12 protein-coding genes and 1 pseudogene are annotated in these 14,273 nt (G+C 67.3%); 9 read left to right on the top strand and 4 right to left on the bottom strand.

Annotation, left to right across the window (positions count from 1 at the left end; genetic code table 11):
* Positions 1 to 30: 30 nt before the first annotated feature.
* Positions 31 to 1,878: an aldehyde ferredoxin oxidoreductase family protein gene (locus IV088_RS09855; RefSeq protein WP_291101234.1), complete on the bottom strand. Its 1,848-nt coding sequence runs from the start codon at positions 1,876 to 1,878 to the stop codon at positions 31 to 33.
* Between the two features lie 27 nt (positions 1,879 to 1,905).
* Positions 1,906 to 2,382, bottom strand: coding sequence for a 4Fe-4S dicluster domain-containing protein (locus IV088_RS09850; RefSeq protein ID WP_077328101.1), 477 nt, complete (start codon positions 2,380 to 2,382; stop codon positions 1,906 to 1,908).
* Positions 2,383 to 2,824: 442 nt separating this feature from the next.
* Between IV088_RS09850 and IV088_RS09845 the strand changes: the two genes are divergently transcribed.
* The 8 genes from IV088_RS09845 (at position 2,825) to IV088_RS09810 (ending at position 11,845) form a co-directional block, all read left to right on the top strand.
* The gene (locus tag IV088_RS09845; RefSeq protein WP_291101230.1) at positions 2,825 to 3,295 is read left to right on the top strand and encodes a (2Fe-2S)-binding protein; all 471 of its coding nucleotides are present in this window, start codon (positions 2,825 to 2,827) and stop codon (positions 3,293 to 3,295) included.
* A gap of 12 nt (positions 3,296 to 3,307) precedes the next feature.
* Positions 3,308 to 5,680: a xanthine dehydrogenase family protein molybdopterin-binding subunit gene (locus IV088_RS09840; protein ID WP_291101227.1), complete on the top strand. Its 2,373-nt coding sequence runs from the start codon at positions 3,308 to 3,310 to the stop codon at positions 5,678 to 5,680.
* A gap of 116 nt (positions 5,681 to 5,796) precedes the next feature.
* The gene (locus IV088_RS09835) at positions 5,797 to 6,588 is read left to right on the top strand and encodes a xanthine dehydrogenase family protein subunit M (protein WP_291101224.1); all 792 of its coding nucleotides are present in this window, start codon (positions 5,797 to 5,799) and stop codon (positions 6,586 to 6,588) included.
* An 81-nt stretch (positions 6,589 to 6,669) separates the two neighbouring features.
* Positions 6,670 to 7,593 carry a MoxR family ATPase gene (locus IV088_RS09830; RefSeq protein WP_291101221.1) on the top strand — a complete coding sequence of 308 codons (924 nt, stop codon included), beginning with the start codon at positions 6,670 to 6,672 and terminating at the stop codon, positions 7,591 to 7,593.
* A 5-nt stretch (positions 7,594 to 7,598) separates the two neighbouring features.
* Positions 7,599 to 8,783, top strand: coding sequence for a VWA domain-containing protein (locus tag IV088_RS09825; protein WP_291101218.1), 1,185 nt, complete (start codon positions 7,599 to 7,601; stop codon positions 8,781 to 8,783).
* Between the two features lie 37 nt (positions 8,784 to 8,820).
* Positions 8,821 to 9,426, top strand: a complete 606-nt coding sequence (locus IV088_RS09820) for a CoxG family protein (protein ID WP_291101216.1) — start codon at positions 8,821 to 8,823, stop codon at positions 9,424 to 9,426.
* Positions 9,427 to 9,464: 38 nt separating this feature from the next.
* The gene (locus IV088_RS09815; protein WP_291101214.1) at positions 9,465 to 10,505 is read left to right on the top strand and encodes an XdhC family protein; all 1,041 of its coding nucleotides are present in this window, start codon (positions 9,465 to 9,467) and stop codon (positions 10,503 to 10,505) included.
* Positions 10,506 to 10,735: 230 nt separating this feature from the next.
* Entirely contained in the window at positions 10,736 to 11,845 is a 1,110-nt protein-coding gene (locus tag IV088_RS09810) for a helix-turn-helix domain-containing protein (protein WP_291101211.1), read from the top strand.
* Positions 11,846 to 12,104: 259 nt separating this feature from the next.
* Here the strand turns inward: IV088_RS09810 and IV088_RS09805 are convergent, their stop codons facing one another.
* Positions 12,105 to 13,007 (bottom strand): ABC transporter substrate-binding protein, encoded by a 903-nt coding sequence (locus IV088_RS09805; protein WP_291101208.1) that lies wholly within the window; start codon positions 13,005 to 13,007, stop codon positions 12,105 to 12,107.
* A gap of 56 nt (positions 13,008 to 13,063) precedes the next feature.
* A complete protein-coding gene (pedF, locus tag IV088_RS09800; RefSeq protein ID WP_236964605.1) occupies positions 13,064 to 13,561 on the bottom strand; it encodes a cytochrome c-550 PedF in 498 nt (165 codons plus the stop codon).
* Between the two features lie 308 nt (positions 13,562 to 13,869).
* Between pedF and IV088_RS09795 the strand changes: the two are divergent.
* Positions 13,870 to 14,273: pseudogene (locus IV088_RS09795) on the top strand (hypothetical protein); the annotation flags it as partial.

Here is a 14,273-nt window from a genome sequence, read left to right as displayed (position 1 = left end):
GGACCGCTTCTCCACTCTATCCAATCGGAATCAAAGGCTCAGGCGCGTCTTGGTCTCGGCGGTCGGGCGGCCTTCCGGGTCCCAGCCGCGAACGGCGTAGTACTTGGGCAGCATCTCGGGCAGCTTGCTGACCATGCCCTTGGAAGCACCGGTCTTGGCCGCTTCGGTGAGCAGGCGCTTCGGCAGGTTGTCGTCCTTGGCGGTGAAGCCGGCGGCGTTGTTGAACTCGCGCTCCATGTTCCAGATGCGCTCACCGATCTTCTCCAGCTCTTCGGTGGTGAATTCTTCGTTGCACGCGGCCTGCAGCTGCGGCGCCAGATCGGCCACGCCCCAGGCGAAGGTCGTGAACACGCACAGGCCCGACGAGTCGAACGCGGCGGTGGCGTCCTGGAACGCCTTCACCAGCTCCGGCTTGCCTTCGCTCTCGACCGGATCGGTCTTGACCGGAATACCCAGCACTTCAGAAGCGATGGTGTAGCCACGCAGGTGGCAGGCGCCACGGTTGCTGGTGGCGTAGGCCAGGCCGATGCCCTGGATGGCGCGGCCGTCGTAGGCCGGGAACTCCTGGCCCTTCACGCTCATGGACAGGTCGGGGTGGCCGTATTTTTCGGTGAGGCGTTTGGAGCCCTGGCCGATCTCCTTGCCGAAGCCTTCGCCCTTGGCGGTGATCTCGGCGAAGTGGGCCAGCGCCTGCGCCGAGCCGAACTTGGCGTCGATGCCGAGCTGCTCGGCGGTGAGCACGCCCATCTCGTACAGCTCCATCACCGCGCCCACGGTGGCACCAAAGCTGATCGGGTCGAAGCCCTCTTCGTTGCACAGCAGGTTGGCGTATTGCAGCGCTTCGAGGTCGTTCACGCCGTTGGCGGCGCCCAGCGCCCAGGCCGCTTCGTATTCCAGGCCGCCGTTGGCGCCCCAGTACTGCGGCTTGTTGGCCACGGTGAAGTGGCCCTCGTCCATCTTGCTGATGCGACCGCAGGCGATGGTGCAGCCGAAGCAGGCCTGGTTGGTCACCAGGTGCTTCTTGCCGTCGGTGGCGCGCGGCGTGACCATGGCTTCGGCCGAGATGTCTTTTGCGCCTTCGAACTGCACGTCGCGGTGGTTGCGCGTGGGCAAGGCCCCCATCTCGTTGATCACGTTCATCAGCACCTGGGTGCCGTAGGCCGGCAGGCCCTGGCCCGTGACCGCGTTCTCGGCCAGGATCTTTTTCTTCTCTTTGGTGACCTGCATGAAGGCCTTGGGATCGCGGATGTTGCCCACGCCCTTGGTGCCGCGAACAGCGATGGCCTTCAGGTTCTTGCTGCCCATCACGGCGCCCACGCCCGAGCGGCCGGCCGCGCGGTGCAGGTCGTTGACCACGGCCGCGTACAGCACGCCGTTTTCACCGGCCTTGCCGATGCTCGACACGCGCACCAGCGGGTCCTGCAGGCTCGACTTGAGCACCTCCTCGGTCTTCCACACGCTCTGGCCCCAGAGGTGGCCTGCGTCGCGCAGCTCGACCTCGTCGTCGTTGATGTAAAGGTAGACCGGCTTCGGGCTCTTGCCCTCGAAAATGATCATGTCCCAGCCGGCCATCTTGAGCTCGGCGCCCCAGTAGCCACCCGAGTTCGAGCAGGCGATGGCACCGGTCAGCGGGCCCTTGGTGATGACGGTGTAGCGGCCCCCGGTGGAGGCCATGGTGCCGGTCAGCGGGCCGGTGGCCCAGATGATCTTGTTCTCCGGCGAGAGCGGGTCGACCTTGGGGTCGACTTCACTCACCAGGTATTTGCTGCCCAGCCCGCGCGAGCCGATGTAGGCACGCGCCCACTCGGTGTTCAGCGGTTCGGACTTGACGGTGCCCGCGGTCAGGTTGACGCGGAGGATTTTTCCAGCCCAAGACATGTTGAAGCTCCTTGAATGGGTTGGGGGTTAGGCGGCGGACGGCTGGTTGCCCAGCTTGTCGGCCCATTGCTTCATCTTGTCGATGCCGGTCCAGTTGGCGTCCACGAAGGTGATGGCCGCCGTCGGGCAGGCGTCGGCGCAGGCCGGTTCGCCGCCGCAGAGGTCGCACTTCTGGACCTTGCCGGTTTCCTGCACGTAGTTGATGGTGCCGAAGGGGCAGGCGATGGTGCAGACCTTGCAGCCCACGCAGGTGGTCTCGTTCACCACTTTCGCGCCGGTCACCTTGTCCACCGTGATCGCCTCCACCGGGCAGGCGTGCAGGCACCAGGCCTCGTCGCACTGCGTGCAGGTGTAGGGCACCTTCTTGCCGGTGTGGTGGAAGTCGAACACCTTGATGCGCGACTTCGAGGTCGCGTAAGTGCCGTAGTTCTCGAACGAGCAGGCCATTTCGCACTGCAGGCAGCCGGTGCACTTGTCCGGGTTGATGTGGAGGATTTTTTGCATGCGTGGGTCTCCGGTTGTGGTTTCACACGCGGCCCCTGGAGAGGTATGACCATGTGTTCATACGATTGTTGACCTGAAGGTAGGCCCATATGTCAGGGATAACCCTCAAACCACCGCCGCGAGGCCACAAAATCTCAGTTTGAGACAACGCCAGGAACGCTGCGATGGCCCGTTGAAACGCAAGGCATTTCAATCAACTAAGCGCTCCAATCAGGCGCCACGAAATGCCATGGCGATGGCATTCATTCCCTATGCATTGAATGCCACATGAAATGGAGAAAATGCTGTTGAATCAACGTTTTTCCCGTCCTTCCAATGACGCCGCCACCTGTCGCAAATTGAGAATGTTTCAGAGCGCCATTTCGATCTGAGGGTTAACACGCAATTCGCTCTTTTTGAGCCATGTTTCACTGTTTTGGGACCCCACCAACAGGAGACACAGATGCAGGTTCAGCTCAAGGTCAACGGCAAGCCCACCTCGGTGGACGTTGCCCCCCACACATTGCTCGTCCAGGTGCTGCGCGAACACCTCAAGCTCACCGGCACCCACGTCGGATGCGACACCGCCCAGTGCGGCGCCTGCACCGTCATCCGGGACGGCCGGGCCATCAAGTCGTGCAACGTGCTGGCCGTGCAGGTCAGCGGCTCGGAGATCACCACCATCGAAGGCCTGGCCCAGCCCGACGGCACCATGCATCCGATGCAGGCCGCCTTCAAGGAGTGCCACGGCCTGCAGTGCGGCTACTGCACCCCCGGCATGGTGATGAGCGCGGTGGACCTCTGCACGCACCACCCCAAGGCCAGCGCCGGCGAGATCCGCGAGCTGCTCGAAGGCAACCTGTGCCGCTGCACCGGTTACCAGAACATCGTCAAGGCCGTGGTCAAGGGCCAGGCCGACATGGCTTCGTCCTGAGGAGAAACAGACATGGGTGCATCCGATTTCGCCAACCTGCCGCACATCGGCGAGGCCGTCCGCCGCAAGGAGGACTACCGCTTCCTCACCGGCGCGGGCAACTACACCGACGACATCACGCAGGCCAACCAGACCTGCGCGGTGTTCGTGCGCAGCCCGCACGCGCACGCCAACATCAAAAGCATCGACCTGACCCGCGCCAAGGCCATGCCCGGCGTGGTCGAGATCTTCACCGGCAAGGACATCGACGGGAAGATGGGCGGCCTGCCCTGCGGCTGGCTGATCACCAGCACCGACGGCACACCGATGAAGGAGCCGCCCCACCCGATCCTGGCCATCGGCAAGGCGCGTTACGTGGGTGACCAGGTGGCGATGGTGATCGCCGAGACGCTGGAGCAGGCCAAGAACGCCGCCGAGGCGGTGGACGTGGACTACGACATGCTCGACGCCGTGGTGGACATGCGCACCGCCGCGCAGGGCCCGGCCCTGCACGAGGCCGCGCCCGACAACCACTGCTACAAGTGGGCCATCGGCGACAAGGGCGCGGTGGACGCGGCCTTCGCCAGCGCCGCGCACGTGACCAAGCTCGACCTGACCAACAACCGCCTCGTGCCCAACGCCATGGAGCCGCGCGCGGCCATCGGCATGTACAACCGCGCGACCGAGGAATACACGCTCTACGTCTCGAACCAGAACCCGCACGTCGAGCGTCTGCTGATGACGGCGTTTGTGCTCGGCCTGCCCGAACACAAGGTGCGCGTGATCGCGCCCGACGTGGGCGGCGGCTTCGGCTCCAAGATCTTCCTGTACGCCGAAGACGTGGCGCTCACCTGGGCGGCCAAGCAGATCAACCGCAACATCAAGTGGACCTGCGAACGCAGCGAGTCCTTCCTGACCGATGCGCACGGCCGCGACCACATCAGCCACGCCGAGATGGCCATGGACAAGGACGGCAAGTTTCTCGCCATGCGCGTGCACACCGACGCAAACATGGGCGCCTACCTGTCCACCTTCGCCTCGGCCGTGCCGACCATCCTGTACGCCACGCTGCTGGCGGGCCAGTACAAGACGCCGCAGGTGTATGTGGAGGTGGACGCCTGGTTCACCAACACCGCGCCGGTGGACGCCTACCGCGGTGCCGGCCGGCCCGAAGCCACCTACCTGCTGGAGCGCCTGGTGAGCCGCTGTGGCTGGGAGCTGGGCATCGGTCAGGATCAGATCCGCAAACGCAACTTCATCGACAGCTGGCCCTACCAGACGCCGGTGGCCCTGCAGTACGACGTGGGCGACTACCTGGGCTGCATGAACAAGGCGCAGGAACTGGCCGACGTGGCCGGCTTCGAGCAGCGCAAGGCGGCCAGCGCCGCCAGGGGCCTGCTGCGCGGCATCGGCTACAGCAGCTACATCGAGGCCTGTGGCATTGCGCCGTCGAACATCGCGGGGGCGCTCGGGGCGCGTGCCGGCCTGTTTGAATGCGGTGAGGTGCGCGTGCACCCCACGGGCAGCGTGACCATCTTCACCGGCTCGCACAGCCACGGCCAGGGCCACGAGACCACGTTCGCGCAGGTCGTGGCGGCACGCCTGGGCATCGCGGTGGACGCAGTGGACGTGGTGCACGGCGACACCGGCCGTGTGCCCTTCGGCATGGGTACGTATGGCTCGCGTTCCATCTCGGTGGGCGGCGCGGCCATCATGAAGGCGCTGGACAAGATCGAGACCAAGGCCAAGAAGATCGCGGCCCACCTGATGGAAGCCAGCGACGCCGACGTGGAGTTCGCCAACGGCGAGTTCACCGTCAAGGGCACCGACAAGAAGGTCACCTTCGGCCAGGTCGCGCTCACCGCCTACGTGCCGCACAACTACCCGCTGGACAAGCTGGAGCCCGGCCTGAACGAAACCGCGTTCTACGACCCGACCAACTTCACCTTCCCCGCCGGCACCTACATCTGCGAAGTGGAAGTGGACCCCGCCACCGGTAAGACGCGTGTGGACAAGTTCAGCGCGGTGGACGACTTCGGCACCATCATCAACCCCATGATCGTCGAGGGCCAGGTGCACGGCGGCATCGTGCAGGGCATCGGCCAGGCGCTGCTGGAAAACTGCGTGTACGACAACGAAACCGGCCAGCTGCTCACCGGCTCCTTCATGGACTACGCCATGCCGCGCGCCGACGACTTCCCCGAGTTCAAGATCGGCACCATCTGCACCCCCTGCACCCACAACCCGCTGGGCACCAAAGGTTGCGGTGAAGCGGGGGCGATTGGCTCGCCGCCAGCGGTCATCAATGCCGTGCTCGACGCCTTGAAGCCCCTGGGTGTGACGGAGTTCGACATGCCCGCATCGCCCGGCCGAGTCTGGGAAGCGATTCAAGCGGCCAAGCAATGAAACACCCCTGCGCCGCCTTCGGCGTCACCCCCTCAAGGGGGCGGCACCAGCCGTCCGGCGAAGCCGGCCCGGCGGGGCCCCTGGGCGGCAACCTTTCCATAAAGGAGTGACTCACCATGTACGCATTCACATTCGACAAACCCTCGTCCCTCGCCGATGCCAGCAAGGCCGCCGCCGGCGGCGCCAAACCTCTGGCCGGTGGCCAGACGCTGCTGGCCTCGATGAAGCTGCGCCTGTCCGAACCTGGCTCGCTGGTCGACCTCGGCGGCATCAAGGAACTGGCCGGCATCCGGCGCGAAGGCAACGCCTTGGTGATCGGCGCCATGACGCGCCACCTCGACGTGGCCAACAGCGCCGAAGTCAAGGCCGCGATCCCCGGCCTGGCCGATCTGGCCGCCCACATCGGTGACAAGCAGGTGCGCGTCATGGGCACGATGGGCGGCTCGGTCGCCAACAACGACCCCGCCGCCTGCTACCCCAGCGCGGTGCTGGGCCTGGGCGCCACGGTGCACACCACGCAACGCCAGATCGCGGCCGACGATTTCTTCCAGGGCATGTTCACCACCGCCCTGAACGAGGGTGAACTCATCACGGCCATCCGCTTCCCGATCCCGAAGAAGTCGGTCTACATGAAGTTCAACCAGCCGGCCTCGCGCTTCGCGCTCACCGGCGTCTACCTCGCGGTGACCGACGGCGGCGTGCGCGTGGCCGTGACCGGCGCGAGCAGCGGCGGCGTGTTCCGCCACACCGGGCTGGAAGACGCACTCAACAAGAGCTTCACAACGCAGGCCGCTGCGGCCGTGAAGGTAGATTCGAGCGACCTGAACGCCGACCTGCACGCCACCGCAAACTACCGCGCCAACCTCATCAGTGTGCTCACACAAAGAGCGGTCGCCCAGTTGAGCTGAAGCCTCGGCGGCCCGTTGCAGCAGGCCCCGCGTTGCCAGACCCGGGGCCTTTTTTCTGTGATTCCACCAGCCCTTCTTTTCATGACCGCTTTCACCTCCATCGACGCCCTCATCCAGGCACTGAAGACCGCCGGCTACCACGCCGACCGACGCCTGGCCACGGCGGTGTTTCTCGCGCTCAAGCTGCAGCGTCCGCTGCTGCTGGAAGGCGAGCCCGGCGTGGGCAAGACCGAGCTGGCCAAGGCGCTGGCGAAGGTCTTGCAGCGCGAGCTGCTGCGTCTGCAGTGTTACGACGGGCTGGAGCAGCGCGAGGCGCTGTACGAATGGAACTACGCGGCCCAGCTGCTGCACATGCGCGCCGCCCAGGCGAGGCACGACGCGGCCGGCAGCGCGGACGAGGTGGAACGCATCGAACGCGAGGTCTACCAGGAGCGTTACCTGATCCGCCGCCCGCTGCTGCAGGCGCTGCAGGCGCCCGCACCCGGCGCGCTGCTGCTGATCGACGAGGTGGACCGCGCCGACGAACCCTTCGAGGCCTTTCTGCTGGAGTACCTGGGCGAATACCAGGTCAGCATCCCCGAGCTGGGCACGGTGCGCGCGCTGATCGCGCCGGTGACCATCCTCACCAGCAACCGCACCCGCGAGCTGAACGATGCGGTCAAGCGCCGCTGCCTCTACCACTGGCTCGACTACCCCGATCGCGAGCGCGAGCTGGACATTGTGCGTGCCCAGGTGCCGCAGGCTTCGGCCGAACTCTCTGCCCAGGTGGCCGAAGTGGTGGGCCGCCTGCGCAGCCAGCCTTTTGCCAACGCCTTCCAGCGCGCGCCCGGCATCGCCGAGAGCGTGGAGTGGGCCAAGGCTCTGGTGGCGCTGGACACGCTGGCCATCGACCCCGAGGTGCTGTCGGACACGGCCGGCATTCTGTTCAAGCAGCGCGAAGACGTGGCCGCGCTCACGCGGGACATGGCGGCCGAGCTGCTCAAGCCCGCCGACGCGGAAGCCTGATCACCATGCAACTCGGTGACGCCCGCACCGGCAAGCTGGCCGACAACATCACCGGCTTCGGCCGCGCGTTGCGCCGCGCCGGCGTGCGGGTGGACAGCTCGCGCATCGCGCTGGCCGCCGACGCGGCGCTGGCCGTGGGCCTGGAGCGCAAGCAGGATGTGAGCGCGGCGATGGAGGCGGTGCTGGTCAGCCGCGAGCAGGACCGGCTGGTGTTCCGCGAGCTGTTCGATGTGTACTTCCGCAACCCCGAGATCGCGCAGAAGCTGCTCTCGCAACTGCTGCCCAGTGCCGAGGGCAAGGCCGAGCCCAGCCAGCGCCGCCCGCGCGTGCGCGAGGCGCTGTCGCCGCAAAAGACCTTCGGCCACCAGGCCCAGCCCAAGCAGGAAGACCAGAAGGTCGAGTTCGACGCGGCCATGACGGCGAGCGACCTGCAGCGCCTCAAACACGCCGACTTCAACGCCCTCTCGGGCACCGAATACCGCCTGGTCGAGCGGCTGGCGCGCGACATCCGCCTGCCGCTGCCCAGCGTTGCCTCGCGCCGCACCCGACCGGGCGCGCGCGGTGCGCAACCGCACTGGCCGGGCATGATGCGCAGCGCCGTGCGCAACGGCGGCGAGCTGCTGGAGCTGCCGCGCCTGGAGCGGCGCGAGCAAGCGCTGCCGCTGCTGGTGCTGGTCGACGTGTCGGGCTCGATGGAACGCTACACGCGGCTGCTGCTCGCCTTCCTGCACGCGGCCACGCGCCAGCACCGCCGCCGCGACGTGTTCGCCTTCGGCACCCGGCTCACCGACCTCACGCCCGCCTTCCGCCTCGCCGACACCGACGAGATGCTGGCGCACGCCAGCCAGGCCATCGAAGACTTCGCCGGGGGTACCCAGCTGGGCGAAGCGCTGCACACCCTGCGCCACGATCACGCGCGCCGCCTGGTCGGCCGCCGCACCCTGGTGCTGATCGTCACCGACGGGCTGGACACCGGTGAACCCCAAGAACTCGGCGAAGCGCTGGACTGGCTGCGCCGCCGATGCCGCCGCCTGCTCTGGCTCAACCCCCTGCTGCGCTTCGACGGCTACGCGCCGCTGGCGCGCGGCGCCGCCGAACTGCACAGCCACGCCCACGGCATGCTGGCGGTGCACAACCTCAGCAAGCTCGAAGACCTGGCCAGCGGCCTGGCGACCCTGATGAAGAGATGAAGATTTCACCGAACCGCAAGAAAGAAGGAATCCCAACATGGACATGCAAGGCAACCGATCCCTCGCCATCAACCAGCAACAGGCCTGGGACGCGCTCAACGACCCCGAGGTGCTCAAGGCCTGCATCCCCGGCTGCGACAAGGTGGAGCCGACCGGCGAGAACCAGTACGCCGTGGGCATGGCACTGAAGATCGGCCCGGTGTCGGCCAAGTTCGCCGGCAAGATCCTGCTCAGCGACATCGTCGCGCCCGCGTCGTACAAGATCAATTTCGAGGGCCAGGGCGGCGTCGCCGGTTTCGGCAAGGGCGCGGCCGAAGTGAAGCTCAGCCCCAACGGCAGCGGCTGCGAACTGGACTACACGGTGCACGCCAACGTGGGCGGCAAGATCGCGCAGCTGGGCCAGCGCCTGATCGACGGCACAGCCAAGGCCATGTCGGAAGACTTCTTCAAGCGCTTCGACGAAGCGATGCAGAAGGCCCATCCCGAGGCCTATGCGACGCGGGACGCAGCGGTCGCTGCCGCAGCGGCTGACACTGTGGCCACGCCGGTGGCAGCGCCTGCCGCCAGCGGCGGCGGTGTGCCCGTCTGGTTGTGGGTGGCCGGCGCGGTGGCCATCGGCGTGATCTGGTGGCTGAGCCGCTGAGTCGCGGTGACGGCACACTCCCCACCTGGAGACAACCCATGGAAAACCTCGACATCACGGTGCTGCGCAAGCTGCTGCAATGGCGGCGCGACGGGCAACGGGCGCTGCTGGCCACGGTGGTCCGCACCTGGGGGTCGTCGCCGCGCCCGGTCGGCTCGATCATGGCGCTGTGTGAAACCGGCTCGGTGGTGGGCTCGGTCTCGGGCGGCTGCATCGAAGACGACCTGATCTACCGCTACAGCCGGGCCAACGCCCCCGCGGGCGTGCAGCCCGCCGCGGGCATCACGCACGACATTCCCACCGGACCGCCCGAGCGCGTGACCTACGGCGTCACCGCCGACGAAGCCCACCGCTTCGGCCTGCCCTGCGGCGGCACGCTGGAGCTGCTGCTCGAATTCAACCCCGATGCCGACACGCTCGCGGCACTGGTGCAGGCCCTGAGCATAGGCCGACTGATGCAGCGTTGCACCGAGCTCGCCACCGGCGCGGTCACGCTGCAGCCCTGCGACAAGCCCGCGGGTCTCAGCGACGACGGTGTGACGCTGCGCAACACCTTCGGTCCCGAGTACCGCATGTTGCTGATCGGCGCAGGCCAGCTCACCGAGTACCTCTCGACCATGGCCCTGTTCTGCGGCTTCGCGGTCACGGTCTGCGACCCGCGTGAGGAGTACCGCGGCAGCTGGGCCGTGGCCGGTGTGGCGCTGGCCCACGGCATGCCCGACGACGTGGTGCGCGAATTCCAGGTCGACCGCCGCACCTGCGTGATCGCGCTCACCCACGACCCGAAGCTGGACGACCTCGCCCTGCTCGAAGCGCTGCAGACCGAAGCGTTCTACGTCGGCGCCATCGGCTCGCGGCGCAACAACGAGGCGCGCCGCGCCCGGATGATCGAGCACCTCGACCAGACCGAGGCCAGCCTGGCCCCGCTGCGCGGCCCGATCGGCATCTACATCGGCAGCAAGATGCCGTCCGAGATCGCGGTCAGCATCATGGCCGAGGTGCTGGCGGTGAAAAACGCGGTGCCCCTGCCGCGCGATACCCAGGTGGGGTGGGCCAAAGACCGGCTGAGGACGAGGTAACCCCCTGCAGCGCTGCGCGCTACCCCCCAAGGGGGCGGCACGGGCCGTCCGGCAGAGCCGGCCCGGCGGTGCCCTGGGCTGTTGCGCCTCATGCGTCGGGGTAAGCCCCGGCACCATGGCATGTGATTTGCGCTGATGCTCGGCAGACGCGCGAACCGTGGTGACTTGATCCGCCACTGTCGCAATTTGCAACACTTGTGTCCCAGATCCCACCGACCGCAGAGGCAGACGTGATCCCAGCCGCCACCCACTCCCCACCGACCGACCAGCGCCTGGCCCTCATCGAACGGGCGCGCCACGCGGTGCTGGACGCCCGCGAAGCCCGTCCCTCGCCCTGGGTCTCGCCCAGCATCGAACGCTCGTGGCGGCGCTGCCTGGCACTGGGACACGAACCCCGGCAACGGGTGAGCTTCGAACCGGTGTCGGTGGGCAGCATGCGCCACGCGCTGGAGGCCAGCCAGCCCCTGATCCAGGCCGCAGCGCCGGTGATCCGCTCGCTCTCGCGTGCCATGGTGAACAGCCGGTATTTCGCCATCCTCACCGACGCGCGCGGCACGGTGATCGACGTCGATGGCCCGGTGGACCGCAACGACCCGCGCGCGTCCGCCATCGCCAGGGTGGGCGTGGACCTGTCGGAGTCGGCCGTGGGCACCACCGCCATCGGCACCACGCTGGCCGACCACGCGCCGGTGTGGTTGCACCGGGGCGAACACTTCTTCAACGACACCGGGGTGTTCAGCTGCGCCGGCGCGCCCATCTGGGGGCCCGACGGGCAATGCGTCGGCATGCTGGACCTCACCGGGGTGGATGTGGCCGAGCAGCCCGCGCTCAAGCACCTGGTGAGCCAGTCCGCGCGCAGCATCGAGAACGCCCTCACCACCGCCCGCCCTCACCGGCTGCTGCTGCGACTGAACTGGCCCGGCCGGGTGCTCGGCGACGACAACGACGGGCTGGTGTGCGTGGACGGCGACGGGTGCATCAGCGGCGCCAACCGCGCCGCGGCGGACATGCTCGGCCTTTCGCCCCAGCGCCAGTCCCTTCACATCAGCGAGGTCTTTGCCGTGCCGTCCGACAGCCTCTTCGACGCTGCGCGCAGCCACCGGCCTGCGGCCGAGGTGCCGTTGTGGTCGGGCCTGCGCCTGCTGGTGCTGGCACTGAACCCCGGCCCGGCTGGCCTGACCGGCGCCGCCCGCCCAGTGAGCCACAGCGTGCCCCTGAGAGACGTGGAGACCGCCCTCATCCGGCGCGCGGTGGACGAAGCCCGCGGCAACGTGATGGAAGCCGCAAGAGCACTCGGCATCAGCCGCGCCACCGTGTACCGCAAGCTGAACAAGCGGTGACCCCCCGCGCCGCCTGCGGCGTCACCCCCCGGGGGGCAACGCGAGCGGACTGGCAGAGCCAGCTCCGCCGCGTTCTGGGTGAAGTCATTTCGCTTCGGTTGGCTGCGTGAAGGTGAGACACACCGTTTGCGCTCCCCGAGCAGCCTGAAGGTCTTGTCGGCGCGACGTGCCTCAATCCAGAACGCGGTGGAACCGGCTTTGCCGGGCCACTCGCGTTGCCCCCTGGGGGGTGACGCGAAGCGGCGCGGGGGGAACTCGGCTACGGCGCGGTGAGCGTCAACCCGTGCTGCTTGAAGATCGCCAGCATCTCGCCGCTGTCGCGCAGGGATTTCATGGCGCCTTCGAGGGCCTGCGCCAGTTCCCTGTTCGCCGACCTGACCGCCATGCCCACCGGCCAGCCGGTGTCGGCGATGCCGTTGTTGAAATTGAGCTTGCTGAGGCGGAAGTGGGCGGCGGCGCCCGGGTTGCGGAACAGCACCGACTCGGCCTGGGCCCGCGTCACGAAAGCGGCCACGGCCTTGCCGTCCACGGCGGCCTGGGCGGCTTCGACACCCGTGTTGTAGATCGTGACCTGGTTGCGCAGCAGCCCGCCACCGTGGCCCATGAGCACGCTGGCGGCGCCCGCGCCGCGCTCGGCCGCGAGCGCCACACCCTTGAGGTCTTCGGGCACCGCCGCATCGGCCAGCTTGCGCGTGTCGTGCATCAGCATCACCGACTGGCGCATGTAGGGCGCAAAAATCATCACCTGCGGGTTGCCCTGCGCGAGGAATTTGTCGGCCGGCACCTGCAGCATCACGTCGGCCGGGCCGTAGCCCAGGTAGTGACCGCGCCAGACCATGTTGCGCAGGTCATCGCCCATGTTCTCGCCCGCGTCGTAGGGCAGCAGCGAGAGCTTGAGCTTCAGCTGCCGCGCCAGGGCCTCGGCCAGCGACACGTCCAGCCCCTTCATGTCGGTGACGGGCCCGTCCGACAGCGGCGCGTTGTCCTTGTACACCGCGACCTTGAGCACACCGCTGGCCTTGATGCGGGCGAGGTCGGTCAGCTCGGTCTGGGCCTGCGCCGGCCAGTGCCCGGCGAGCACCGGCAGCAGCAGGGCCAGCGCCGCGCGGCGGCGCAGGGAATGGATGGGGTGTGAACGTGGCGGCCTGGGGGTCTGGGTCATGTGGCTTGTCTCGTTGTTGTGGTGTTCACTGCGCAGCGCCTTGGGGGACAGCCCAATCAGGGCTCGCGACGCGTTTCGATGTAGGTGCGGATCGACCAGATGGCTTCCTGCGAGAGCGTGCCCTCGAACGGCGGCATGTACACCCGGCCGTCGCGCACACGCCCGCGCCGCACGGTGGCAATGAAGTAGTCGTCCATTTCCTTGAAGCAGGCGGCCTTCTTGGTCGCATCGGCCATGCCGGTGCAATCGGCGTCGAGCTTGCGCAGGTCGGGCGAAATGCCGCCGGAAATGGCTTCGAGCCCGTGGCAGCGCGCGCAGTTCTGGTTGTAGGCCGAGGTGCCGATGCGCAGCGCTTCGCCGCGCGCCGGGCTCTGTTCGTTGTAGGGGTTGGCATCGCGCCATTTCTCGCCGAGCTGCGGCAAGGTTTTGGTGTCGACGGCTTGAGGCGTCACGTCGCCGTGGGCCATGACGGCGGCGGCGGCCAGGCTGCAGGCGGCGAGGGCCAGCAGGCGCAGGGCCGAACGCGCCGGTGGCTTGAGAAAATGGGTCTTCATGGGGCTTGTCTCCGGGGTCAAAAAAAGGGGCTCAGGAGCCTGAAAAGCAATAAGCAGGCCACCGGTTTTTGATCCCCGGTCTCATGGCCACAAGGGTGCCACCGCCCGCCACCACTGTTCCAATTTGCACCACAACCCTGTGCCACACGGACCGACTGTGACAGCCCGCGCGGGTTTGTCCGGCCAGATCGGCCCTTCTGTGCGTGGCCGGCGATTTGCTTATGTACCAGATCGAGGCAAATGCCACACACTGTTTCACTCGGGGAATACCCAGTGTTGATTCGTGGCACAGATATGAAGAAAATCACATGACTCACGAACCACACAACGACGGTCCACCCCAGGGCGCATCACAAGATCCGAACTGGACCATGGACTACTGGGGGGGATTCCCCTCGGACTCTGGAGACAACATGAGTGCCGCCATGTACACCCGCCCCGGCGGTGAGCGAGCCGACACTCCGCCACCGGCCCTCTCCCCCGCCGGTCACGACCCGATCGGTCAGTCGCACCAGCGTTCGCGCGCCTACGGCATCACCGAACAGAGCGAACCCGACTTCTCCAGCCCCTCGCGCGGCATCCTGACCGAAGCGCTGGACGAAAACCGGTTTTTGTTCCAGCACGCCGCACCGGTCATGGAGACGCTCTACGACCAGATCGTCAACACCCACAGCATGGTGCTGCTGACCTCGGCCAAGGGCATGGTGCTGCA

It is taken from the genome of Hydrogenophaga sp. (assembly GCF_018780075.1).
Classification (GTDB): domain Bacteria; phylum Pseudomonadota; class Gammaproteobacteria; order Burkholderiales; family Burkholderiaceae_C; genus Hydrogenophaga.
The sequence above is the reverse complement of the archived record's forward strand: the minus strand, read 5'-3'. Positions and strand labels throughout refer to the sequence as shown.

What these genes read in the sequence shown, in the direction of transcription:
- IV088_RS09855 (WP_291101234.1), bottom strand. Translation starts at nt 1,878, where the DNA reads ATGTCTTGGGCTGGAAAAATCCTCCGCGTCAACCTGACCGCGGGCACC.
- IV088_RS09850 (WP_077328101.1), bottom strand. Translation starts at nt 2,382, where the DNA reads ATGCAAAAAATCCTCCACATCAACCCGGACAAGTGCACCGGCTGCCTG.
- IV088_RS09845 (WP_291101230.1), top strand. Translation starts at nt 2,825, where the DNA reads ATGCAGGTTCAGCTCAAGGTCAACGGCAAGCCCACCTCGGTGGACGTT.
- IV088_RS09840 (WP_291101227.1), top strand. Translation starts at nt 3,308, where the DNA reads ATGGGTGCATCCGATTTCGCCAACCTGCCGCACATCGGCGAGGCCGTC.
- IV088_RS09835 (WP_291101224.1), top strand. Translation starts at nt 5,797, where the DNA reads ATGTACGCATTCACATTCGACAAACCCTCGTCCCTCGCCGATGCCAGC.
- IV088_RS09830 (WP_291101221.1), top strand. Translation starts at nt 6,670, where the DNA reads ATGACCGCTTTCACCTCCATCGACGCCCTCATCCAGGCACTGAAGACC.
- IV088_RS09825 (WP_291101218.1), top strand. Translation starts at nt 7,599, where the DNA reads ATGCAACTCGGTGACGCCCGCACCGGCAAGCTGGCCGACAACATCACC.
- IV088_RS09820 (WP_291101216.1), top strand. Translation starts at nt 8,821, where the DNA reads ATGGACATGCAAGGCAACCGATCCCTCGCCATCAACCAGCAACAGGCC.
- IV088_RS09815 (WP_291101214.1), top strand. Translation starts at nt 9,465, where the DNA reads ATGGAAAACCTCGACATCACGGTGCTGCGCAAGCTGCTGCAATGGCGG.
- IV088_RS09805 (WP_291101208.1), bottom strand. Translation starts at nt 13,007, where the DNA reads ATGACCCAGACCCCCAGGCCGCCACGTTCACACCCCATCCATTCCCTG.
- pedF (WP_236964605.1), bottom strand. Translation starts at nt 13,561, where the DNA reads ATGAAGACCCATTTTCTCAAGCCACCGGCGCGTTCGGCCCTGCGCCTG.